We start from the raw sequence: 23801 nt of genomic DNA, 5'->3' as shown, positions 1-23801 counted from the left end.
TGCAATACACATAAGAAATACAAGGAAGCTTGTATTTCTTATGTGTTATGCATACTGGCTATTATACAATTCTTTATAAAACCCTCCGGCTGCCATCAGGCTTTCATGGTTACCCTGCTCAATAATATTACCATCTTTCATGACCAAAATAATATCGGCATTTTGGATCGTAGACAAACGATGAGCCACAATAAAGCTGGTGCGTCCTTCCATCAATTTGGCAAACGCCCTCTGAATACGTATTTCTGTACGTGTATCAATAGAAGAAGTAGCCTCATCCAATATAAGCATAGATGGCTTTGACAGCATAACACGCGTAATACATAAAAGCTGTTTCTGACCCTGACTTAAGTTATCACCATCCTCTTTGACCACGGTATCATAACCGTTCGGCAAACGACGAATAAAGCTATGCGCATGTGTCGACTTCGCCGCCTCGATCACTTCTTCTCTCGTTGCGTTCGACTTACCCATACAAATATTATCAAAAATCGTTCCATCCTTGATCCAAGTATCCTGCAGCACCATACCGAAACCGGTTCGCAGATCCCCTCTGGTCATTTGGCGCGTATCCACGCCATCCACAAGGATCCGTCCTTCATTCACCTCATAAAATCGCATCAACAGATTAATCAATGTTGTCTTACCACAACCGGTCGGTCCCACGATCGCGACACGCTGTCCCGGCTTCACCGAAAGATTTAAGTCACGGATCAACGGCTGCGATGGTACATAAGAAAACGCAACATGCTCGATATCGATCTGGCCGGACACATGCTCTAATTTCTTCGGTGTTTCCGTATCCGGTTCCTGCTCCTGTTCCTCGATCAGCGCAAACACTCTCGCAGCACATGCAATAGCATTTTGAAGCTCGGTGATCACACCCGATATCTCATTAAAAGGCTTTGTATACTGATTTGCATAACTTAAGAAACAAGATAACTGACCGACACTGATCGCACCGCGAAGCACTGCAAATGCGCCGACAACGCCAACACCGGCATACACCAGATTGTTGACAAAACGTGTAGACGGATTCACGGTCGAGGAGAAAAAGGTCGCCTGCAGTGACCACTTCTCCAACCGATCATTAATATCATCAAACCGCTCCATCGCTTTTTGCTCATAACTATACGCCTGAACCACGCGCTGATTGCCGATCATTTCATCAATAAACGCCGTCTGTTCACCCCTTGTTTCAGACTGTTTTAAGAACATACGGTGTGTCTTTTTGGCAATAAATCCTGCCACGAAAAAGGAAAGTGGCGTTACCAGTACAACGACTAACGTGATCCATATATTTTCGCGCAGCATAAATAACAATGTGCCAAGTATCGTAAGCACTCCGGTAAATGCCTGCGTAAAGCCAAGCAGCAGACCATCCGCAAACTGATCGACATCTGCGATCACACGGCTGACAATATCACCGGATGGATGTCCATCTAAATATTTCAATGGCAGATCATGAATGTGATGAAAGGCATCCTCACGGATCTCACGCATAACCAGATACGTAATGCGATTGTTGCACACATTCATAAGCCACTGCGAAAATCCCGTAATAGCAAGCGTAACGATCATCTTCTCCAGAATGGGACGAAGCGCAGCAAAATCCACTTTCCCTTTTGCAATCATGCAATCGATCGCATGTCCTGTAAGGATTGGCAGATACAGCGTACTAACGACTGTCACTGCAGCGAGTACCAACGATAATACCACCAAAAAGGTGTGTTTACGAATATAACAAAGTATTGTTCGAATCGTATCTTTATCCATCCGTTACGCCTCCTTTCTGTCCTGAAACTGGGACTGATGTATCTCTTGATATACCGGACACTGTTCCATCAATTGTTCATGGTTTCCAATGCCAACCACTTCTCCATCATCCAACACAATAATTTCATCCGCATAACAAATGGAAGAAGTACGCTGAGAAACAATAAACGTTGTCGGATGATAAGTTAGTTCACGGATCGCTTTGCGCAGTTTTGCATCCGTTGCATAATCCAATGCCGATGTGCTGTCATCCAAGATCAAAATACGTGGTCTGCGTACCAGCGCTCTGGCAATGCTGAGGCGCTGTTTCTGACCACCGGAAAGATTTCGGCCGCCCTGCTCAACTTTCGTATAGATTCCCTGCTCTTTCGCACTGACAAACTCCCATGCCTGTGCATCCTTTAACGCCTGTATTACCTCTTCTTCGGTCGCATCCTCGTTCCCCCACAAAATATTATCGTAGATCGTTCCCTGAAATAACACCGCTTTCTGCATAACGATACCTACCGACTGACGCAGATCATCAAGAGGCAGCGAACGAACATCTTGTCCATCAATAAGGACTGCGCCCTCTGATACATCATAAAAACGAGGGATCAAGTTTACCAGAGTAGATTTACCGGAACCGGTTCCACCAATGATGCCGATCGTCTGTCCGGGCTTCGCCTCAAAGTTCAAATTCTCTAAAGCTGCATCTCCTCCACCCTGATAACTCATCGTCACATGGTCAAACGTCACGGCAGCCGCACCATCCTGCTGTAACGGTTCTGCTTCTCCCTCTATCTTCAACGAAGAATCCATATCAAATACCGACTGCAAACGCTTTCCACAGGCAACTGCTTTGGTCGCCAAAACGATACAATTGGCCATCTTGATCAGCTCTACCAAAATCTGTGACATATAATTAACCAAAGCAACCATATCGCCCTGTAAAATGTGTCCACTGTCAATACGAACTGCACCTTTCCACAACAGTAGAACAAGTGCTACGTTGATCATCACATATGTTACCGGATTTGTTAGCGCCGAAATACGTCCTACCATTAACTGCATTCTCGTCAATGCATTATTTTCATCGGAAAAACGGGTGATCTCATCCTGCTCTTTATGAAAAGCTCGGATCACGCGCACACCGGTAAGATTCTGACGAACCCTTCCCAATACATGATCCAGTTTTTCCTGAACTTTACGGTATAACGGCATCGTGATCAACATGATACCAAAAACGACGATCGCAAGTAACGGAATAACGATTGCAAATACCACTGCCGCCTTTACATCTACCGTAAACGACATAACCATCGCACCGAACACGATAAATGGCGAGCGCAAAAGCAGACGCAGTACCATATTCGTTCCTGACTGGATCTGGTTAATATCGCTAGTCATACGGGTGATCATGGTCGAAGTACCGATCTCATCCATTTCGCGGAAAGAAATACTCTCAATCTTTGCAAACAATCCATGCCGCAGCTTTGCCGCAAATCCAACCGCCGCCTTTGCTGCAAAATATTGTGCCGTGATCGAGCAGGTCAGACCGACCAGCGCAAGCAGGATCAACACCCCGCCATAGCGCAATATATATTCGCTGTCATGCCTGGCAATTCCTTTATTAATGATCGCTGCCATCACAAGCGGCACTGTCAGATCAAAACAAGCCTCTAACAGCTTAAATAATGGGCTCAAAAAACATTCTTTTTTGTACCCTTTCAGATAACTCAATATATTCATTCTTTTTTGTTCTTGTTGCATTACAAATCCTCCATGCCTGCATTTACCCATATCTTAAAAGTATATGCGTTTTGCCCTCTATTAGTCAAGTATCAACATGCGGATTTTATTTGCTATTCTCCCCATTATTCAGTATACTGGATACAACTATTGCCAATGCAGAAAGGATTAACATATCATATGGAACAATTTGAATTGATCGCCCCATGTCATTTTGGACTGGAGGCTGTGTTAAAACGGGAAATTTTGGATCTCGGATACGAAATTCAGAAAGTCGAAGATGGAAAAGTCACTTTTCTTGGTGATGCACAAGCCATCTGCCGCGCTAATATATTTTTACGTACAACAGAGCGAATTTTGCTTAAAGTTGGAAGCTTTCATGCCACAACATTTGATGAGCTGTTTGAACAGACAAAGGCACTTCCGTGGGAACATTATATTCCGGAAGATGGTCGTTTCTGGGTGACCAAAGCGACTTCGATCAAGAGTAAACTGTTTAGTTCATCGGACATTCAGTCTATTATGAAAAAAGCAATGGTAGAGCGCATGAAATCAAAATATCATACTTCTTGGTTTTCAGAAGAGGGCAATGATTATCCGGTCCGCGTCACTTTGATGAAAGATGAAGTAACCGTATGTCTGGACACATCGGGAGATTCTCTGCATAAGCGTGGCTATCGACGCGCCACTGTCAAGGCACCGATCACAGAGACTTTGGCTGCAGCACTGATCCTATTGACTCCTTGGAAAAAAGACCGTATTCTGGTTGACCCATTTTGCGGCAGTGGAACTTTTCCAATCGAAGCTGCCATGATCGGCGCACGCATCGCACCAGGCATGAACCGCAGCTTTACCGCAGAGCACTGGACACATCTCATTCCAAAAAATCATTGGTATGATGCCATTGACGAGGCCGAAAGCCAGATCTTGCGCGACGTAGCCATGGATATCCAAGGCTACGATATCAGCCACGATGCTATTGCCGCTGCGATGGAAAATGCCCGTTTAGCGGAAGTAGATCACCTGATCCATTTCCAACAGCGTCCGGTGAAGGAATTAAGCCACCGCAAAAAATATGGCTTCATCATCACCAATCCACCTTACGGACAGCGTTTGGATTCCGAATCGGAAATGCCCGCTTTGTACCGCGAGATCGGCGAGGCTTATAACCGCCTCGACAGTTGGTCGATGTATCTGATCACTGCTTTCGAGCAGGCGGAACGTTATATTGGCAAGAAAGCAACCAAAAACCGCAAAATCTATAACGGAATGATGAAAACTTACTTTTATCAATATATGGGACCACGACCACCCCAAAAACGTGATTTCTAATTTTGTTAAGTCTTTGATGAATACATGCCTGAAGAATTGTCGGAGATGTCCCGATCTAGAAAGGTATCATCAATTTTTGGATGGGACACCTCACACTGGTATCAGTCATTAAAAAACTTATTGCGTGTTTCAAATGTAGGATTTGTTGAAGAAATAGCCCTACTTCATTTTTTCCCAAATCCTGGCCGCATATTGACCAATAGACAACTGCATATCACGAACAACAGCAATTCCACAAATAACGCAGCCGCCATCGAATATCCACCCTTTGAAACTAAATTGCTTCGCGCTGCCATCAGCCAGTTTCCCGGCAGCAAATTACTCCATTTAACCGGCAATGAACTTCCCAGGTAATATGAAATCATTGGAATGCCCGGATAGATCACTATCGCTCCACGAAGTGCATTCCAACGCAGAATAAAAATCGACATAACTGCTCCGAAAAACAGTTCTCCCATAAGCATACATACCTGTGATCCCAAAAACTGTCTTTCGTCAAAAGCCTGCACATGATGAGTGTACCAAACAAGCCTATATCCCACTATACTCCCTGTTAAAACTGCCGTCTGATACAAAAAAGTGTACCCTACCAACTCTCGATATACACTTCCATAATACGCTCGAAAGCTCTTATACCTTGGTATTATCATATATGCATTCTCTTCTCTTTTTTTTGCAATCCTGCGAATTACCATGATACAGTATGTCAACTGCGTCAGAAACATCATGGTTTCTGATGTCGCATAAAAAGCATTCTTCCCATATTTCTTGCCAAAGAGATACAATAACGGCTGATAATGTTCTCCATCGTACTGAAATTCCTGCATCAGAAGCAAGAGGATCTGTAACAAAAAACAGATCCCAAACCATAGCAGCACACTCTGAATTTTATAATGATCTATCCTATTTTTCTGCTCCATCGCTCTCTTCCTTCTTTCGTATGCGATGCTCTCTTACAAGATATACCTCTTCGCACAACGTACGAATATCCTCATCGTAATGCGATGCCAGCAATATCGTCACTCCCTGCTTCTGCAGTGACATCAGCAATTCTCTGATATCTTTAACCCCTTGTACATCCAGCCCATTAAATGGCTCATCCAAGATCAACAGCCGTGGTTTCTCCATGATCGCCTGTGCAATTCCAAGACGCTGACGCATACCAAGTGAATACTTTGATACATGTTTCTTTAAATTCGGATCAAGACCTACAGACCGCAAAGCCTCCTCAATTTCGTGGTTTCCGATCTGATTGCGTATCAGCGCAAGATTTTTCAGATTACTCTTGCCTGACATATACGGTATAAATCCCGGTGTTTCGATCATTAGGCCCAAATCTTGTGGAAAGTCAATCTCCTTCCCGACTTCTTTGCCATCCACCGTAACTTTTCCGGTTGTCGGCTTCAAGAAACCGCAAAGGCACTTCATAAATACCGTCTTACCACTTCCATTCATTCCTACAAGGCCATAAATCTTACCCCTCTCCAATGTTATATTTACATCCTGCAGAATCATTTCTCCCCGAAACTCTTTGCTAAGTCCCTCTACTTTTACCATGATATTGTCCACAGTAATCACCATACCTTTCTATCAATCTATATCATCACACAGCTAATCTTTACTCAGATCCACCTTGCGCACCATCCTCAGTCCCATCACGAATACAACAACGGCCAGTACAATATAGTAGACTGCAGCAATCTCTACCCGTTCCATCACCGGCCGAGCCTTGCGCAATGTCAACCCATACACATCCGTCTGGTACAAGGGACTCAGATACGGTTCCAACCGCCATAACATGTTCTGTATCTGCTTATACCCATCAAACTGTGCAAATTTGTTATCAAAAAATAAAGGAATCCAATCCATGATATAATAAAAAACAATCACAAAAATACCTAAAATTGTTCCCGTACCACGCCGGAACCAAATATTAAATGTTACTACTAACATCCCTAAAAAGATAGATGCCAAGACTACCAGTAAAAAAGTCAACCCCCACACCTTCAACGGTGTACCGATTTTCATAATCTTGCGGCTGTATGTACAGGAAAGATTATATTTTAATCCTGTTGCAAAATCAAAACCTGTCTTCGGATCACTTGCTTTCCAGTAAAAACTGCTCCATCTGTTTTTCCAATCCACCACTGGAAATAAAGCGATAATAAAACCAACGGTAACAACCAAATAATAGATCACCGATGTCATAACGACATAACAGTACTGCGATAACAGCCATATTTTCCTGCCCTGCCTGGCCAGACGATTCACCGCTCCATCCCATTGCGGATATGCCAATATCAAAAAAATGAATAATATAAAATAGGTACTCACTCCCCCACCGCAAAACGCCCATGCCGGAAAGATCTCCAACGCTCCCACCCGACAATGCATTTCAGATAACTGCTCCACAAACTCTCTAAAGAAACTGCACAAAGAGATCCATACAAGCAGTACAAGCAGCACAAAACGGCCACTACAGACTGTCCTTTGAAAATAGTCTCTGCAAATATAACGCATCTTCTTATCTCCTCTCACTCTGTCTGTTTACGTACACCATATACAAACACTCCCATCTCGACCACCCAATACAAAAGTACCATGATCACTCGGAATGGCAGTCCTTTGTATGGCAGGAGGGATGCCCGCCCAGTGCTCATCAATACAAGGGGAGAACCATAATACCATTGTAGTGTGATAAAGATCATGTCCATCCCCTCACAATAAATGTAAGAAGACAACATCACCACATACCGATTTTTTACAAACAACGAAACAATCAATGCAATCCCCGGTAATATCGAGGCATAAAGGCTGTCTTCCAAAATGAATAACATCAGATACTGCGCATATTTTCTCTGTATCACCAGCAAGGATGTACGACTCATTGCTTCTATTGTATCTTCACCTCCAACCAGTACCTGTCCATGTATCTTATAAACGATCAATGCCGTCAGTCCCAAAAAGAGCAGACGGGACAGCACTGCAATGGCTGCTCCTGTGCCAATTGCCACTGCCATCTTCGTAACCGCATATCTCGTCTTGCTTGTTCTGGACATAGAGGAATATCGGTACCCGGATCGATATTCCATCAGATAACTCTCCGCTGTCGTCAGTACACACAGCAATGGATACAGAACACTTCCATAGCCCATTCCCCATCCAACATCCACAAGGTAAGTCAATTCATTGGACATTTCAAATTGATCCAGCATGACGGGAAAATCTGCAAAAACAAGTATAATAATAGATACATAAAAAAATGGAGAATGCAGCACTCTTCGGATTTCCTGCTTTAACATACCTTACTCCTTCCGATTAGCTGATTTTTATAGCATCATTAAGTCAAATATGCTATAATTGTTGTGTTTTTTTATACGAGTTCCTATTCTGCCTATGGGCTTGCCCTTTGCGGTGTAGGAACTTTTTTTAATATGTTAATCCATACTATTCGTTCCATGATAGACCATCTCCTTTCTTTCGTAGATTCCACCCTGTTATACCTATATACTATCTCTGCATTTTGCAATAGTTCTGCCTAATGCAAAGAAATAGCCTGTTGTATCACATTACAGCATCATCTCTCCCCTCTATTAACTATAACGAACAAACCACAATAAACCTGACAAACTTTTTTAAAATTTTTAGTATACCTTTTTTTCACTGCTTGCCCCAACTTTTTCTGACTTGCCATCCTTCCATACAACAGCCGTTATATGACTTCGATAAGTTCCCTTACTGGTTAATTGATATGTAGGATTATGTGATCCCCTCGTTGCCTGTACAGTTTTCGCCCAGCTTTTTATTGTTGTCCAGCTCCTTTTTAAACATAGAAACTCCCTGTTAATCGTTCTAATATATATAACGAATCAACAGGGAGAATCCTGACAAAATATTTTATTTTTTTCACACTCATACAATACGATTGAGCGTTTAATTATTCAAATACAAACTCTGCGCCATTTTTTGCAATTCCTCTTTTCCGTTCGCAAGGTGCGTTGCATTAATCTTATGATAATACTGACTGTCATTCCAAATTACCCATTCCTCATCTTTCTTTGTATAATAGGTTCCCTTGTAGCCACATACTACAAACTTCTCTTTATGATCATAGGCCCCATCGGACGCTATTGTCAGCCCATCTTCTAATGTAACTCTTGTATACTGCAAATATTCTTTTTGTTTCCTATTCCATTCCATGTATACACCAGCCTCGTCCTTGTCATCAGCGGTTTGCACAAATCCTGTCGGAATATAATTAGGACAATCCGAAATAACCGTCTTTTCTGGCTCTTGTGATTTCTGCGGCTTTTTCTGGTATGTGTTGTGTTCCATCTTACTTCCCTTTGAAAATGACACAATATATCTCCACGGATTTACATTCAAGATACGCGCACTTGCCTCATTGGCAGCAAACATGCTAAGTACAACCAAAGCAAATACAGCCGCATACCGTAAAGCATATCCTAGTTTCAAATGTTTACCAAAATATTGTTCCGTCCATAACATTCTCTTTATCTTCTTCTCATATTTTGGAGAATATACATGATCTGCACCTGCCATTTTCTCTTCGTTGAGCTGCCGCATTCCTTCCTCAACATAAGCGGATAAAATTTCTCTAATCTTCTGATCATTCATCGCCTGTCAGCTCCTTCCTTAAAAATTTTCTAGCTCGGGATAAGCGTTGTGTTACGTTGCTTTCCGTAATGTTCAAAAAGCTTGCAATTTCCCGACTTTTATAGCCATTGACATAGTACAAGATCAAAACTTCTGCATATTTTTTGGGAATATTCTGTAGCACCTGATGCATCTCTACTTCATCCAGCTTTGCATCTTTCATTCCATAAATAGGATACATCTCGCAATCATCTTTATAGATGATTTTTGAAAGAGTTCTCTTATTCCGGCGATAAAAGTCTATTGCTATCCTCTCAACTATTATAACGATCAAAGCTTTCGTTTCCTGACAATCAATTTTAGAAATTTTATCAAGATTTTTTATAATTCTCTCCCATGCAGCCAATACGACGTCTTCTGCATCCTCATGGTGTTGCACGATATTATAGGCGATCACATACATGAGACGATTATATTTTTCATACAATTTTACGACCTTTCGCTGATCTTTCGGCGAATCAGCCATGTCCATAACCATTAAAAACATGATGTTAAAATTCCTTTCCTAATACAACAACTAATAACTCTGCGTTCTGTGACAATTATTTTAGTTCTCTGACGTCAGAACAGGTTAGCTTGTCGACTGCATAAGAGCCTGCTGTACTCATACAGTAGGCTCTATATCTGTCATTCCATATAAAAAATCAATAATCTGACATATTGCGTAAGAAGTTTCACGCTGGTACGCTGTTTCATTTTCTAATTGATGGGAAAGATTGTTCAACAAGAATGAAATATTCAAAAGCCTGTCCAGCATAACGCCCATCTGTTTGCTGGCTTCCGCTCTCTCTGCTTCTGTTCCGTCACGCATCTGCATATTGTAATCTCGCGCCTTACCCAACAATGTAACAAGTTGATCTGTTGTGTTGATCGTATCATAAGACATCTGCTCCAGATTGCCAAGTGTCGCTTCCATGCGCTCCATAATCTTTGCAGATGATACCGCCGTTTCTTCAAGCATCAGAACACCTCCAACAATTCATGAATGCTCTCAATCCCAACCAGTTCCAATCCTCTCGTCTGCTCTTTCGTAAGTGCTAATTGCCTGCAATTTACTTTAGGCAGAATGCAACGCTTAAATCCCAGCTTCGCCGCCTCTAACACACGCTGCTCTGCCATGTTGACCGCACGCACTTCGCCCGCCAGTCCCACTTCACCAAAGCAGATCGTCTCATCGTCCAACGATTGATTCCGATAACTTGTAAGCAGCGCCAATATGATACCAAGATCCAATGCCGGCTCATGGATCCGCATGCCGCCTGCCACATTGATATAGGCATCACAATCGCCCATGCGAACACCCATCCGTTTCTCAATGACTGCCATCAGCAGATTCACACGATTATAATCCGTACCGGTAGAAGTTCGTCTCGGCATATTAAAGTTCGTCTGACATACAAGTGCCTGCACCTCGATCAAGATCGGTCTGGTACCCTCGATAGAGCATACCACGATCGAACCCGGCGCCTGTTTTGGCTTACCCGCTAACATATACTCGGACGGATTTGGCACTTCTACCAATCCGTTGCCACGCATTTCAAAAACGCCGATCTCATCCGTAGAACCGAAACGGTTTTTGACACCACGCAGGAAACGGTAAGAAGCACCTCCATCTCCTTCAAAATACAAAACAGTATCGACCATATGCTCTAATACACGAGGTCCTGCTACAACTCCCTCTTTGGTTACGTGTCCTACAATGAAGATAGAAACCGGAAGACTTTTAGCAAGCCGCATCAGCGTACTCGTCGTCTCTCGAACCTGACTGACACTTCCCGGTGCAGATCCGATCTCTTCACGATACATAGTCTGAATCGAGTCAATGATCACGATCTCCGGCTTTTTCCGACCGATCACTTCCGTCACAATATCCAGATCGGTCTCACTCAGCAAAAATAGTTCTTTTTGAAAAGTTCCAAGACGATCTGCACGCATCTTGATCTGTTTGACCGATTCCTCACCGGATACATACAATACATCTTTGCCTGCCTCTGCAAGCTGTTTACACATCTGTAAAAGCAAAGTGGATTTGCCTATCCCCGGATCACCGCCTACCAACACAAGCGAACCGGTCACTATGCCACCGCCCAATACACGGTCCAGCTCTCCGATCCCAGTTAAGGTACGTACCTCATCGTTGGTAACGATCTCGGACAATTTCGACGGTTCCCGGTGTTCCGTCACCGTGACGGAACGACCGGCAGCCGTTTTTACGACCGGCTCTTCCACAAAGGAATCCCATTCCTTGCATCCCGGACATTGTCCTAGCCATTTTGGAGATTCAAATCCACATTCTTTACAGAAAAACGTTGTTTTTTGTTTTCCTTTTGCCATATTAAACCACCCATGCTTTCTGCATGCTGTCTCCTGCCGCAGAAAAACATATCTGTACTATGCGCCCTTAGAATAAAGACTACATTTTAACCACTTTCACATCATAACTCTGATCCGGATCCATCTCAATGCTGAGTACTAACTTGCCACCGAGATTGGTCTTCATCTTGCCAATGTCTGTTCCAGAGATCGTAACTGCATATTCCATCTCCGGCTCAAGTTCCAATGTGATCGATGAATCTTCCCATCCCTCTACCTTGAAAGTAACTTCCTGCTCTGTCGCAGACATATCTGTTACAACTGTTCCAGGTACAGATTCATAAACAAACATACCGTTACGCTCTAATTTGGTAATCTCTTTGAAAGTCTTTACCTTGTACAGATCCCCCTCAAAAGGAAAATCTGAACGCTTCTGCTTGCTGTCCAAATCAAAATTACCAAAGCTCAACTTACCATCTGCCGTCTTGCAGATCAAATCTGTAATCCCCGCCATAATATAATCCTCCTAAGTGTGTAATCAATCTGTTATCTATCGCACATTTGGAAGTGCGATTTATCTGAATATCTGTTGTAGACAATTATATCACATTTGCCCTCATTTTTCCACCGCTACTCTTTGGAAAAGGTGAGTTTTTTTTGTGAACAATCCACATAAATTTTGTCACCCGCAGCGAATTCTCCGTCCAACATTCGATCGGCCAGTTCATCCTCAACTTCTGTCTGGATACTGCGTCTTACCGGTCTTGCACCGTACGTTTTGTCGAAGCCGCTCTCCGCCAAATGTGCGACAGCCGCATCGGAAACGATCAGTTCCATGCTCATCTGTTCCTGTAAACGTTTGTTTAAGCCACGCAGCAAAATACGAACGATCTGCTCAATGTTTTCTTTGGTCAAAGTATGGAATACCAAAATCTCATCAATTCGGTTGATAAATTCCGGTTTGAAGATCCTCTTGACCTCTTCCATAACACTTTCTTTCATCTTCTGATAATCGGCATTCTCGTCCTCGCCTGTACCAAATCCTAAATGTTTTGGTGATACAATACGTCCTGCTCCTGCGTTAGACGTCATGATGATGATCGTATTTTTGAAGCTGACTTTGCGTCCCTGTGCATCCGTCACATGACCATCTTCCAATATCTGCAGCAAAATGTTAAACACATCGCCATGTGCCTTTTCGATCTCATCAAACAATACGACCGAGTATGGACGCTTGCGTACTTTTTCACTGAGCTGTCCGCCATCCTCATATCCGACATATCCCGGAGGTGAACCGATCATCTTAGAAACACTGTGTTTCTCCATATATTCTGACATGTCAACGCGAATGATCTCATTGTCCTGTCCAAATACTGCTTCTGCAAGTGCCTTAGAAAGCTCTGTCTTACCGACACCGGTTGGCCCCAAAAACAGGAAAGAACCGATCGGACGATTCGGATCTTTCATTCCTACGCGTCCACGGCGCACTGCCTTGGCAACCGCTTTTACTGCTTCCTCCTGGCCAACGACTCTCTCATGCAGTATTTCTTCCAAATGTTTCAATCGCTCTGTCTCTGCTTCCTGTAATTTCTGTACCGGAATCTTTGTCCAGTCAGCGATCACTTCTGCCACTTCATTTTCCGTAACGACCAGTTTATTTTTCTGGCGTTTGGCATCTGCCTGCGCGTGCATCTGATCAATCGTTAGCTGCAACTCTTTCTGCTGTCTTTTGATCTCTCCGGCAAGCGCAAAATCCTCTGCAATGATCGCATCTTCTTTCTGCTGATCTAATTCACGTTTCGATGCCTCTAACTTACTAAGCTCCGGCGTTGGCAAATATACACTTAATCCGGCTCTGGCAGATGCTTCATCGATCACATCGATCGCCTTATCCGGCAAAAAGCGGTCATTGACATAACGCTCCGTCATTTTAACGGCTGCCACCAGTGCTCCGTCCGTGATCTGTACCTGATGATGCTCTTCATAACAAGGTCTGAGTCCTTTCAAAATATCCAAAGCCCCTGCTTCATCCGGCTCATTGACCTCTACCGGCTGGAACCTGCGCTCTAACGCCGCATCCTTTTCGATATATTTGCGGTATTCTTCTCTGGTAGTAGCTCCGATCAATTGGATCTCACCACGCGCCAAGGATGGCTTCAATATATTGGCGGCATCAATGGCACCCTCTGCACCACCGGCACCAATGATCGTATGGATCTCATCAATAAATAATAATATATTACCGGAACCGGTAACCTCTTTGAGTGCACGTTTAATTCTCTCTTCGAACTCTCCACGATACTTCGAACCTGCAACCATGCCGGACAGATCAAGCGTTAAAACACGTTTTCCCTGAATGATCTCCGGGATCTCGCCCTCTGCGATCTTTAACGCCAAACCTTCCACGATGGCGGTCTTACCAACACCCGGATCGCCGATCAGACATGGATTATTCTTCGTTCGGCGGCTTAATATCTGTACCAAACGATCAATTTCGCGGTCCCTTCCAATGACCGGATCCAGCTTTCCATTGCGGGCATATTCTGTCAGATCTCTGCTATACTGATCCAATACCGGCGTTGTTGATTTACTTTTATTCATTTTATGCATAAGAAACTCATTTTTCGCAGTATTCATATCCTGTCCTGCTGCGATCAACGAATCCATATACAATTTCTGCAGGTTGATCCCAACCGTTCCCAGCAAACGGACTGCAATACACTCCGTTTCTTTTAACAGTGCGATCAGCAAATGCTCGGTTCCTGCAAGTTCCGTTCCTAAGTGCTCTGCCTCCTGCACGCTCTGCTCGATCACTTTGCGCACACGCGGTGTAAAATCGCCCTTTTCCTTGGTCAGTACACCTGCCGCCGACTTATCCATTTCCTGTATCATTTCTTCTAGGCTTTCCGCATTAACTGCATTTTCCCGCAGCACCTCAGCCGCAACACCTTTTGTTTTGATCAGTGCTAATAGTAAATGTTCAGTTCCTACATAGCTCATTCCTCTGGAAACTGCTTCTTTCCCCGCATTTTCTAATACTTTCTCAGCACTAGCCGTATAACGTTTCCGCATACTCTCTAAACCTCCTGCTCTTATTTCAAATTTTGAGATCGATACCGCCTGATCAGCGAAATGATCCCCAAGATCAATAGCCCACAAAACGCTGCCATAATTCCTACAATATATTGCATGCGCTGTTTTTCAATGCGCATTTCCTCCTCAGATGCATCCACCTGTGGTTTTGCTGTTGCGTTGCCGGCGAGTTGATCCCCCGGTGGCACATTCTGCCCACTCTCCGGAGCCATCGTCTCCTGTTCCGGCTGCACCGTCACTTCCACTTGATAAACGCTCTGTGCACCATCTGCATTTTTAACAATCAGTTTAATCATATTCTTGCCTTTTTGCAAGTTCTTATTTCCGGTAATCTCCACCTGAAGACCCTTTTGTTCCGTCTCATATATGACATTCAGCCATTCTTTCTCCTCTTGGATCACTGCCGTATAATCGGAAGTCTGTTCCGCAAATGCCGGAGATAAAGTGACGCCTTCGATCTCCAACGACTTGAGCAATGCCCTGTCGTTTATCGTCGATGTTTTTTTATTTCCTTTGGCAGCGTTTGTTTTATTATTTTCTTTCGATTGCGCAGAACGTGACGGTGTTTTTGAACCACGTGGTTTCTTCGGTCGTGCAGACTGCACTGGTTTCTTTGCGACAGGTGGTTCCTTCGCAGTCGCCTTCTCGCGATCCTTAACGACCAACACCAGCGAATTATAAGATGCCGACAACTTCGTGGACGTACTTTCTCCAAAAACGTGATACGGTCCTGTCAATGCAATTTCTGTATCCCCAGCCTTTCTCGCCTTAAATTTAATGGAATATTTAAGTTTTGTAGCAGCGGATGACCGGTCAATATCGGATATCTGAAACGCATCATCGTTGCCATACACAACACTTCCCCCGGTCTGAAATTGCAATACCGTATTATCGTATGTAAAAAATCCTTCAAATCCCGACATTGCCGTTGTTGATGTGACAGTGACCATAACATACACGGTATCTCCCTTCGATACAACCTGCTGTTTCGTTGTGATCTTTATATCTGCACAATCCGCAGACGCATGACTTTCCCAGCCACAAACGCAAATAAGGAGCAACAGGATGATACACCCTGCTGCTCTTATCCCATGATCCACTATTTGCTTGTACTGTATGGGGTTTTTCATATGAATACTGCATTCCTTTCTCAGTCTGCAAACTTTTCATAAGTATCCTGCTGCTGATGCAGCAGGATACACATTATTCTATATTCTATTCTCCCGAATCTGCATCCGACAGATCTTCATCATAGGCTTGCGGCTCTTTGGTTACCTGCGGTCTTTTGGTTGCATGCGGTTTCTTGGACGTCTTCTTCGTTTTGCCGGATTTCGTCTGTTTCTTTGAAACTGCTTCTGTATTAACTGCGCCCTTTGCCGCTGATTTTCTCATCACAACAATTTTGTAAGAACGTGTCGAGCCACTGGCTGACTTAACCTTAACGATGATCGTATTCTTGCCCACCGATAGTCTCTTGCTGCCTGTTCCCGTTACCGTCGCTGCTGTGCTCACTGCACTTGCCACTACTTTGACGGATTTTACTTTGTTGGCTACCGTTGTCTTATACGTCTTAGATCCGGTATCTCCGAGTGCAAACGGTGCCGAAAAAGCATGACCCTGAACATACAGATTCTTAAGATAATTATTTGGATTCTTACCACCGGATGGTATGTCACAGGCACTCACCGGCATGTTATTGTATACCGGTATTGAAAATACAATTGGCGTATTGTCTTTATCGCTTCCATATGCATTCGCTGTCTTTGTCGCTTCATTATTAGGCGCCTCAATGTTTGCCATATATTGATGATCGTACCTCTTCGTCGCTGTTACATTAAACTTCTGCAGATACAACGTATTCTGGCCGACATTGATATACTGCTTTCCGATGTAGCAGGCTCCGCCGTAAATAGAACGATATCGATTATTCCACGGTCTGGAGTAATCCGTACCTGTACTGGCCCATTTCAAACCGTTCTTGACAGCATTGGCACCGCTGTTGGCTCCAATGTTGTAGAAGTTATAAATGCCTTTATAACCAGCCACATTACCGGATACAGAACTGGACATCATCGTAGAGCTGATGACAACCTCCTGCTTCACACGGGATGCCAAATGATATGGACTCACCTTAGATGCCGCTGCTGCTTCCATAAATGCTTTGGAATATTTAATGGAAACGTTCTTTCCAGCGTTGTTTGTGTACGTAAAGTTTGTATTATACATCGGCGTATTCCGCAAAACATTTTCTACTCCGGTTTGCGTCTGTACATCACTTCTGTACTTCAACGATTCAAACTGGAAGATACCACGCTCATCTAAGAAATTGCGCGGATCCATATAATATCTCACAGCTTTAACGGATGCCGTTACCCACGTTGATCCGTCAAATACGACAAATTTATCGGTCTTCCAGTTATATGCTCCGTCTGCTGTCGATTTCCAGTCGTATGATTTGCTATTGCTTAACAGGTTTAAACCTACTTTGGATTCTGCTGCCACGGCTGCATTCCAGTCAAGTCCGGTCTTGAAGGCCTCGAATTCCCACTTAGGATATTGCTTGTGCAATTCCATAAGCGGTGTAATATATGTACTTGGAAAGCCCTGCTTCTGTAGTTGTTTCTTGAACTGAGCATCTGACACGGACAAATGCTCTGTCTGTGTTGTTTCTGTAGGTTTCCGTGTTGCCTTTGGCTTCTTCGTCGGTTTTGGTGTCGGTTTGGCAGTTACTTTCGGTACAACACCCGGAACTTCCGTCTTCACGATCTGGAAAAGTAAATGCTTCTCCGGCACATAACCTTTCACCGTCCTAGAACCACTGCGCACAGAAATCTTATAATAACGAAATCCTCCAATTGCTTTCTCCCCGATAGCAGTCACCTGCATATTATTGGTTAGACGGATCTTTTTTCCTTTTACTTTCTTAGGGGCAACACGTCCTGCTTTCGCCATCAGATTGAGCACGGCATTCGTTGTGATCTTGGCAGGCATTCCTTTTTTATAATCTACTTTTACATGGATCGACTGTACATAACCCTTACACTTGGCATTTCCCTGCTTAAAGGAGATATAATACCATTTCTGGTTATTATATATTTTTTCCGATAAGATCTTTACGGATGTCCCTTTTACCATCTTGACAACATTGCCGTCCACTTTTGTCATGCTGGAGTTCTCATTCGCTTTCGTGTGCAGCTGCTGACCGGATACTAAAACCTTACCACATATCGAAGTGCGCACCTTACCCGTCTGTACCTTTACATAACTGGAATGCAAATATCCCTTAAACGTTTTTCTGGCAAGCTTAAATTTAACATGATACCATTTACCATTCTTGGCAATGATCGTCACACGTTTGCCATCTGCAAGCGTCACTTTCGCACCACCGGACTTCACAAAACCGTACTTTTTGCTTGGCCCCTTGCGCACGTTCAGATAACCATTTACGCGCACTTCGCCTATCGCTGTTGCACTCGATATTTTGTTATCTGTCATGATAAATGCGAATACTATGGTACACAAAAGCGTGACCGCTATGCATACACCCAATTTTTTCTTCGACATGCTGAAACACTCCTCATCACTGTTGTAATAATTTCTGCAAATCTTCGGTATCAAACTTGTAATGAGAGCCGCAAAAACTGCAATTTACCTCTATTGGCTCTCCATCTGCGATCATTTCCTCCAGATCCTTACGTCCAATGCTGGCAATCGCCTTGGAAACACGGTCTTTGGAACAATTACAGTGGTACTGTGTCGGCACACGGTCTGTGATCTCTACGCCAAGATCTCCCATCAGATACTCTAACATATCTTCCGGACTCATTCCCTGCTCTTGCAGCTGCGTAACGGAATGCATTTCTTTCAGAGTTGCCTCTAAACGATCGATCACCGTATCCTCTGCAAAAGGCATCACTTGAATGATGAATCCTCCCGCCTGCTTGACATGATTGTCTTTGTCTATAAGTACACCCAAACCTACCGAAGATGGTATCTGTTCAGATGTAGCATAATAATATGTCAAATCTTCGGCAATTTCCCCGGAAACCAAATGTGTTTGTCCATTATATGGCTCTTTCATGCCAATATCACGGATCACATTCAAAAATCCCGGTCCCACTGCACCGGCGACATCCAACTTTCCTTTGGCGTTAGGCGGCAGTATTACGTTTGGCTCCTTGACATAGCCTTTGACATTAGCCTGTGCATCTGCCGTCACGGTTAGTCCCCCGATTGGACCACCGCACTGTATCTGCAGTGTCAATACATCTTTATCGCCTTTCATCATACTGCCCATCATACTGCCCGCCGTAAGCAGACGACCCAATGCAGCCGTTGCCACCGGACTGGTATTGTGAATCTCTCTGGCACGTTCTACCAGATTACGGCTCGTCACTGCGAATAAGCGGAGCTGTCTGTCTGCTCCCATTGCTCTAACAATATAATCTTCCTGATTCATAATAATTCTACATTCCTTTCTAGGTCCGCATACATTCTATGCTTTTATACTGTGCAAAAGGCACTGTTCTGCCCTGCCTTATGCCGGCCTTTTATGCGCGACAAAATATACTCTCTCTGTCTCTGCTGACGGTGTCTCCTTCGTACACGCCTCGTATACGTCTGCCTGAAAGCCGCATTGCTGCAATAGTTCCATTATATCTTGTAACGGGTATGCCCGCTGTACATGATACTCCTCGGTACGCTCAAATAATTGCCGCTCCTCATCCACCATTGCAAAGATCGTCAGCAAATATTCATTGAGCCCGGTTTCTTTGTCATAGGCATTTTCCCAGATCAGCGATACATCCTCACGATTATCCGTGATTGTCTGATCTCCCAGACAATGCTCATAAAAATATGCCGTCTTCATGTCAAAGAGAAACACGCCATCCTGATCCAAAAACAGAAACACTTTCTCAAACGTCTGACGCAGCATTTCTAACTCCGTCAAATAATTCATACCGTCACAGACACACACAAATGCTCTTGCTGTGCCATACAAGTCTAACTCGCACATATCCTGCTGCAACAGCAGTACACTATCCGGACATTTATCTCTGGCCGCTTCTAACATTTCTGCGGAAAGATCAATACCGATCACGTCATAACCATCTGCCGCCAGTCGGCTTGTCATGGCTCCGGTACCACATGCCAGATCGACTACGATACCATCCTCTATCTGATTTTCCCGAAGCAGTTCCAAAATATAGGCATGCCACGCATCATATGGAATTTCATCCATTAATCGGTCATACGTATCCGCAAATCCCTGATACATTGTCACATCCTGTTCCATGGAACAACCCCCCGTTTTTATCAAAATTGACAGATTCAGCCATTCTTTTATAGAGTACCACAAAGTCCATCTACAGGCAAGCTATTCGCACCTGCGGTGTCAACTGCTTTCGTGCCTGCGGTGTCAACTGCTTTCGCACCTGCGGTGTCAACTGCCTTCGTGCCTGCAATGTCGTCAGTTTTCGTGCCTGCTTTGGTGCCTGTGGTATCATCTGCGATATTGGTACTTTTTGGTATATCCGGAGTAAATCCATCTCTTGCCGTTTTTCCTTGCACTGCGCAGTCGAAACTGTACTTTTTTCTTGGTTTTGCTCCGATAACGATACGATTTACCGGTAGAGCTCGCACATTTTTTCCATTTTCCCTTGCCTACCTTTACATACACGATAGTTCTTGTGGCAAGTTTTCCCTTTTTCCAGCTTATTTTACAGCCATTTTTTTTCTTGACGAGACGCACTTTCGTCGGTGTTTTCGGCCGTTTTGTTTTTGATGCCATCGGTTTTACCGAAGTCGATGGTTTCGACATGCCAGCCGGACTTTTGGTCACGGCCGGACTTGCTGATGGTACAATATCTGAGCTGTGTTCTACCTCCGATACCGCAAAAAGCGTCCCGGTATCATTGCTGTAATACAATACACCATTTGACCCTGCCACAATGCTCGACATGCAATACTGTCTGGCTGCAGCCGGTTCATACAGCGTCTTCTGCACCGCAGGCGTCCCCTGTTTGGTGTCTTTGATAAAGTACACACCACCCGGTGGATTATTACAGGTATAATATACATAATTTCCATCCTCATATGCTGTACTGACAAGAGGTGTTGCCTTTACTTCGCAGGCTTTTCCCGTCTGCACGGTATAGCGCATGCTATGTGTCTGCATATCCCATACGCACAAATATCCCATGCCATCAGCCATTGCGCCCACATATGCCGTGTCATCGACGATCGACATCGTACTGGTGCAATTGACTGCTTTTGCCCGCGGAAACATAGTATATGTTGTCACTTCACTGCCATCGAAACGGCAGATCTCCCCGGCATTGGATGTCGCATAGATTGCATGCTCTGCTGCCACATATTGAAGATCACTTCGTATCCTTCCTTTTTGTGTAATGGATATTTCCCGATAAACAGTGTCTTCCACAAGATCGTGTTCCACCAGGATCCCATTGTCCCCGGCAAAGTACAGCTTGTCATCCATAACAACCGATCCACCCCAGTAATAGCCGCCCGGCTGTTCCTCATTGCGGTATTTCCACTGCAATTTGCCGGTACGTGCATCCAGACAATAAAAGGTTCCCTGTGTGCTGTTTATGGATACTTCCGCTGTGCCGGCATACACATATCCGTTATATACAGTAACATACGAAAGCGACTGTCCGCCAAAGGCTTCGCTGACCCACAAGGACTGCATTGTGTTTATATCTACACACTGCATCGTTCCACCAGACAGTGGGATCCACAAAGTATTTTCCTGTCTGCTCATATAGCACACCGAGTTCATTGTTGCCGCAAGTGTCATCTGACGTTTTATATTTCCGTCAAGATCTAGTTCATATAATGTGTTTCCACTCACCAAATAAATAGCATCGTCCGTAATGACCGGCGTAGAGTTATATGTTAATGTCCCATCAACAGAAAAAGAACGGGTCCAAACGGTCCCGCCCTTTTTGTCATTGATCGGAGTACGCACCGACGTGATGTTCTGTGACTCAGAACGATCCGATGCAGTCACGGACGGTGCGCTCCATATAAGAGACATTATCATTACGGCGCCCATTATCTTACAAATCGTTCGTCTCATGATAACCTCATTTACTTTCTTGTACCAAGGAAAATACCTGTGCGGTATTGCAAAACAGCACAGACACTCCTCCTACAATTGTTATTTTACTTTACTTTTACTTTAACAATCTTACTAAATTTACCGGTCTTAACCTGTTTACCAACCTTGTTGTAAGCACGTACCTTTACATAATAGGTACCTTTCTTTAACTTCAAGGTCTTCTTAGTCTTCTTAACGGTAGCGCTCTTCTTGAAGTGCTTCTTATTTTTCTTGGAAACGTATACCTGATAGCCCTTTGCACGGGATGCCTTTTTCCAAGTTAATTTTACGCTCTTCTTAGCCTTTTTGCTCTTAACAACCTTTGCTTTCAAAGACTTCACCTGAGCCGGTTTCGTCACCTTAACAACGGCAGGGCCGCCTTTTATCTGATGTACGGCAATCGTAGTAAATGGACGTACTAACAGGTTATGCTTACCATCCTCTGTCCATTTTGCCGCAGATACATAATACTCACCGAATTCCTTATTGTTAAATGTAACTGTCACTTTACCATTCGCATCTGTCTTAAGAGTCTTCACTGCATTCTGTTTTGTTGCACCTGTCACTTCTGTATTGCTGCTTGTTGTTTTCGTGATAAGTGGAGCTTTAGCAATATACACTTCAGCATCTGCTACCGGCTTGGTATATGGGATCGGATTATAATTTGCATCGTATGTTGCACCATATTCGGTCAAAGTCAATGTGACCGATCCCTTAGAATCTTTATCAAAAGATGTTGTATACTGATCGGAAGAAAATGCCGTATATGCACTCTGAATGCCTGCATAAGTAACCGGATCTGTCATATGATAATAACTTGCATAAATGTCAACCTTATCTCCAGCCTTGCAGTTGTACTGATCCATAGATACCGCACCTGCTGTCTTATTGACGGAATACATCCAAGATACTTCACTGTCTGTTCCTGCTGTGCTTGCTGCACCAATTCCATCACCATTCAGAGAAAGACCACTTACCCACAGTCCGCCGTAGCTGGATGGGCTGGCAATGATATATTTGCTCATCTGATCATTGGTAACCTTTTTCTTCGTTGCCAAATATTTTGCAAAAGCACGAAGTGGAGAATACGTTGCAGCCTGACCTGTTGCCAGACCAATACCAAAATCATTATTCTTATCGTCTTCTGTCATTGTTACAGTTACCGGAGCCAATACAGTATCTGCATCTCTCTCCATATGAAGTGTAACTGCTACTGTCTGCTGTTTCTGCTCGTCTGCCGCCTTACTTGTCTGTACATTAACGCCGGAAAGCAATAATGCTGTCGACAATAAAAGGGCGATTAATTTCTTCTGTTTCATTTGTCCCCTTCTTTCTCGCATATCGCGTACTAAATTTCTGTCAGATCCAAGGCATACCTCAGTCTCATTTTGACAGATTGTTTGCGATAGGATAACAAAGAAAATTCCTGCGAACTCATTTTCAAAGGAACAGGTCTCCCTATGGATTACACTGCTCCTGTGCAAAAAAACGCAGGAATTGTGATGACAAAATCGCAACTTGCAAATTATTTCGTCAAAACACTCCCTCTCCCTCCGAAAGGTCATATCTCACCCTACCGGGCAGGTCTTCCGACTTAAGGATCTCCTGTCTGCAACCCCTTCCCAGCATCATGCCAGTGGTATATTGTTGCAGCCATCCCCTAATACGGCAGCGGGGGCTGTGGCGGACTCACACCGCCTTCCCTATTAATTTTTCGCAAAAACCCGAGTAGTTACTAATATTATCTTATCTTTTC

At 43.9% G+C, this 23801-nt stretch carries 20 protein-coding genes and 1 riboswitch; of the genes, 1 reads left to right on the top strand and 19 read right to left on the bottom strand.

Annotation, left to right across the window (positions count from 1 at the left end):
* Nucleotides 1-45: 45 nt before the first annotated feature.
* The gene (locus DXB73_RS10380) at nt 46-1776 is read right to left on the bottom strand and encodes an ABC transporter ATP-binding protein (RefSeq protein ID WP_118691078.1); all 1731 of its coding nucleotides are present in this window, start codon (nt 1774-1776) and stop codon (nt 46-48) included.
* Nucleotides 1777-1779: 3 nt separating this feature from the next.
* Complete coding sequence (locus tag DXB73_RS10375; RefSeq protein WP_243034713.1) at nt 1780-3528, bottom strand: ABC transporter ATP-binding protein; 1749 nt, start codon at nt 3526-3528, stop codon at nt 1780-1782.
* A gap of 159 nt (nt 3529-3687) precedes the next feature.
* On the opposite strand from DXB73_RS10375, the gene DXB73_RS10370 reads away from it, so the two are divergent.
* Nucleotides 3688-4839, top strand: a complete 1152-nt coding sequence (locus tag DXB73_RS10370; RefSeq protein ID WP_118691077.1) for a class I SAM-dependent RNA methyltransferase — start codon at nt 3688-3690, stop codon at nt 4837-4839.
* Nucleotides 4840-5003: 164 nt separating this feature from the next.
* On the opposite strand, the gene DXB73_RS10365 is transcribed toward DXB73_RS10370, so the two are convergent.
* The 17 genes from DXB73_RS10365 to DXB73_RS10290 form a co-directional block, all read right to left on the bottom strand.
* Nucleotides 5004-5759: a hypothetical protein gene (locus DXB73_RS10365; RefSeq protein WP_118691076.1), complete on the bottom strand. Its 756-nt coding sequence runs from the start codon at nt 5757-5759 to the stop codon at nt 5004-5006.
* Nucleotides 5743-6396, bottom strand: a complete 654-nt coding sequence (locus DXB73_RS10360) for an ATP-binding cassette domain-containing protein (protein WP_118691099.1) — start codon at nt 6394-6396, stop codon at nt 5743-5745. Before DXB73_RS10360 ends, DXB73_RS10365 begins: the two co-directional genes overlap by 17 nt.
* Nucleotides 6397-6450: 54 nt before the next feature.
* Nucleotides 6451-7359, bottom strand: a complete 909-nt coding sequence (locus DXB73_RS10355; protein ID WP_118691075.1) for a hypothetical protein — start codon at nt 7357-7359, stop codon at nt 6451-6453.
* A 14-nt stretch (nt 7360-7373) separates the two neighbouring features.
* Nucleotides 7374-8141 (bottom strand): hypothetical protein, encoded by a 768-nt coding sequence (locus DXB73_RS10350; protein WP_118508214.1) that lies wholly within the window; start codon nt 8139-8141, stop codon nt 7374-7376.
* Between the two features lie 631 nt (nt 8142-8772).
* Nucleotides 8773-9477: a DUF4367 domain-containing protein gene (locus DXB73_RS10345; protein ID WP_118691074.1), complete on the bottom strand. Its 705-nt coding sequence runs from the start codon at nt 9475-9477 to the stop codon at nt 8773-8775.
* Nucleotides 9470-10003 carry an RNA polymerase sigma factor gene (locus DXB73_RS10340; protein ID WP_118691073.1) on the bottom strand — a complete coding sequence of 178 codons (534 nt, stop codon included), beginning with the start codon at nt 10001-10003 and terminating at the stop codon, nt 9470-9472. The genes DXB73_RS10345 and DXB73_RS10340 overlap by 8 nt, the downstream gene beginning before the upstream one ends.
* A 117-nt stretch (nt 10004-10120) precedes the next feature.
* On the bottom strand, nt 10121-10477 hold the full coding sequence (locus tag DXB73_RS10335) for a hypothetical protein (protein WP_022024842.1): 357 nt from the start codon (nt 10475-10477) through the stop codon (nt 10121-10123).
* Nucleotides 10477-11850, bottom strand: a complete 1374-nt coding sequence (gene radA / locus DXB73_RS10330; RefSeq protein ID WP_118506896.1) for a DNA repair protein RadA — start codon at nt 11848-11850, stop codon at nt 10477-10479. The genes DXB73_RS10335 and radA overlap by 1 nt, the downstream gene beginning before the upstream one ends.
* A 79-nt stretch (nt 11851-11929) precedes the next feature.
* On the bottom strand, nt 11930-12343 hold the full coding sequence (locus tag DXB73_RS10325) for a hypothetical protein (protein ID WP_022024844.1): 414 nt from the start codon (nt 12341-12343) through the stop codon (nt 11930-11932).
* Nucleotides 12344-12459: 116 nt separating this feature from the next.
* Complete coding sequence (locus tag DXB73_RS10320; RefSeq protein ID WP_118691072.1) at nt 12460-14901, bottom strand: ATP-dependent Clp protease ATP-binding subunit; 2442 nt, start codon at nt 14899-14901, stop codon at nt 12460-12462.
* A gap of 20 nt (nt 14902-14921) precedes the next feature.
* The gene (locus DXB73_RS10315) at nt 14922-16052 is read right to left on the bottom strand and encodes a cohesin domain-containing protein (protein WP_118691071.1); all 1131 of its coding nucleotides are present in this window, start codon (nt 16050-16052) and stop codon (nt 14922-14924) included.
* 85 nt (nt 16053-16137) lie between these two features.
* Nucleotides 16138-18486, bottom strand: a complete 2349-nt coding sequence (locus DXB73_RS10310) for a cadherin-like beta sandwich domain-containing protein (RefSeq protein ID WP_118691070.1) — start codon at nt 18484-18486, stop codon at nt 16138-16140.
* Nucleotides 18487-18502: 16 nt separating this feature from the next.
* The gene (gene hslO / locus DXB73_RS10305) at nt 18503-19381 is read right to left on the bottom strand and encodes an Hsp33 family molecular chaperone HslO (RefSeq protein WP_118691069.1); all 879 of its coding nucleotides are present in this window, start codon (nt 19379-19381) and stop codon (nt 18503-18505) included.
* A 78-nt stretch (nt 19382-19459) separates the two neighbouring features.
* Nucleotides 19460-20218 carry a class I SAM-dependent methyltransferase gene (locus DXB73_RS10300; protein WP_243104055.1) on the bottom strand — a complete coding sequence of 253 codons (759 nt, stop codon included), beginning with the start codon at nt 20216-20218 and terminating at the stop codon, nt 19460-19462.
* 70 nt (nt 20219-20288) lie between these two features.
* Entirely contained in the window at nt 20289-20429 is a 141-nt protein-coding gene (locus tag DXB73_RS14570) for a hypothetical protein (RefSeq protein ID WP_207665871.1), read from the bottom strand.
* Complete coding sequence (locus DXB73_RS10295; protein ID WP_118691068.1) at nt 20426-22024, bottom strand: PQQ-binding-like beta-propeller repeat protein; 1599 nt, start codon at nt 22022-22024, stop codon at nt 20426-20428. The genes DXB73_RS14570 and DXB73_RS10295 overlap by 4 nt, the downstream gene beginning before the upstream one ends.
* 86 nt (nt 22025-22110) lie before the next feature.
* Nucleotides 22111-23364: a hypothetical protein gene (locus tag DXB73_RS10290; RefSeq protein ID WP_118691067.1), complete on the bottom strand. Its 1254-nt coding sequence runs from the start codon at nt 23362-23364 to the stop codon at nt 22111-22113.
* Nucleotides 23365-23606: 242 nt separating this feature from the next.
* A riboswitch (cobalamin riboswitch) is annotated at nt 23607-23788 on the bottom strand.
* Between the last annotated feature and the right edge of the window lie 13 nt (nt 23789-23801).

The sequence above is a fragment of the Clostridium sp. OM05-6BH genome (genome assembly GCF_003481635.1).
In the GTDB taxonomy this organism is placed as follows: domain Bacteria; phylum Bacillota; class Clostridia; order Lachnospirales; family Lachnospiraceae; genus Butyribacter.
This window is presented reverse-complemented; position numbering and strand designations above follow the sequence as displayed.

Coding starts and splice junctions, on each gene's coding strand:
- DXB73_RS10380 (WP_118691078.1), bottom strand. CDS start 1,776: ATGGATAAAGATACGATTCGAACAATACTTTGTTATATTCGTAAACAC.
- DXB73_RS10375 (WP_243034713.1), bottom strand. CDS start 3,528: ATGCAACAAGAACAAAAAAGAATGAATATATTGAGTTATCTGAAAGGG.
- DXB73_RS10370 (WP_118691077.1), top strand. CDS start 3,688: ATGGAACAATTTGAATTGATCGCCCCATGTCATTTTGGACTGGAGGCT.
- DXB73_RS10365 (WP_118691076.1), bottom strand. CDS start 5,759: ATGGAGCAGAAAAATAGGATAGATCATTATAAAATTCAGAGTGTGCTG.
- DXB73_RS10360 (WP_118691099.1), bottom strand. CDS start 6,396: ATGGTAAAAGTAGAGGGACTTAGCAAAGAGTTTCGGGGAGAAATGATT.
- DXB73_RS10355 (WP_118691075.1), bottom strand. CDS start 7,359: ATGCGTTATATTTGCAGAGACTATTTTCAAAGGACAGTCTGTAGTGGC.
- DXB73_RS10350 (WP_118508214.1), bottom strand. CDS start 8,141: ATGTTAAAGCAGGAAATCCGAAGAGTGCTGCATTCTCCATTTTTTTAT.
- DXB73_RS10345 (WP_118691074.1), bottom strand. CDS start 9,477: ATGAATGATCAGAAGATTAGAGAAATTTTATCCGCTTATGTTGAGGAA.
- DXB73_RS10340 (WP_118691073.1), bottom strand. CDS start 10,003: ATGTTTTTAATGGTTATGGACATGGCTGATTCGCCGAAAGATCAGCGA.
- DXB73_RS10335 (WP_022024842.1), bottom strand. CDS start 10,477: ATGCTTGAAGAAACGGCGGTATCATCTGCAAAGATTATGGAGCGCATG.
- radA (WP_118506896.1), bottom strand. CDS start 11,850: ATGGCAAAAGGAAAACAAAAAACAACGTTTTTCTGTAAAGAATGTGGA.
- DXB73_RS10325 (WP_022024844.1), bottom strand. CDS start 12,343: ATGGCGGGGATTACAGATTTGATCTGCAAGACGGCAGATGGTAAGTTG.
- DXB73_RS10320 (WP_118691072.1), bottom strand. CDS start 14,901: ATGCGGAAACGTTATACGGCTAGTGCTGAGAAAGTATTAGAAAATGCG.
- DXB73_RS10315 (WP_118691071.1), bottom strand. CDS start 16,052: ATGAAAAACCCCATACAGTACAAGCAAATAGTGGATCATGGGATAAGA.
- DXB73_RS10310 (WP_118691070.1), bottom strand. CDS start 18,486: ATGTCGAAGAAAAAATTGGGTGTATGCATAGCGGTCACGCTTTTGTGT.
- hslO (WP_118691069.1), bottom strand. CDS start 19,381: ATGAATCAGGAAGATTATATTGTTAGAGCAATGGGAGCAGACAGACAG.
- DXB73_RS10300 (WP_243104055.1), bottom strand. CDS start 20,218: ATGGAACAGGATGTGACAATGTATCAGGGATTTGCGGATACGTATGAC.
- DXB73_RS14570 (WP_207665871.1), bottom strand. CDS start 20,429: ATGATACCACAGGCACCAAAGCAGGCACGAAAACTGACGACATTGCAG.
- DXB73_RS10295 (WP_118691068.1), bottom strand. CDS start 22,024: ATGAGACGAACGATTTGTAAGATAATGGGCGCCGTAATGATAATGTCT.
- DXB73_RS10290 (WP_118691067.1), bottom strand. CDS start 23,364: ATGAAACAGAAGAAATTAATCGCCCTTTTATTGTCGACAGCATTATTG.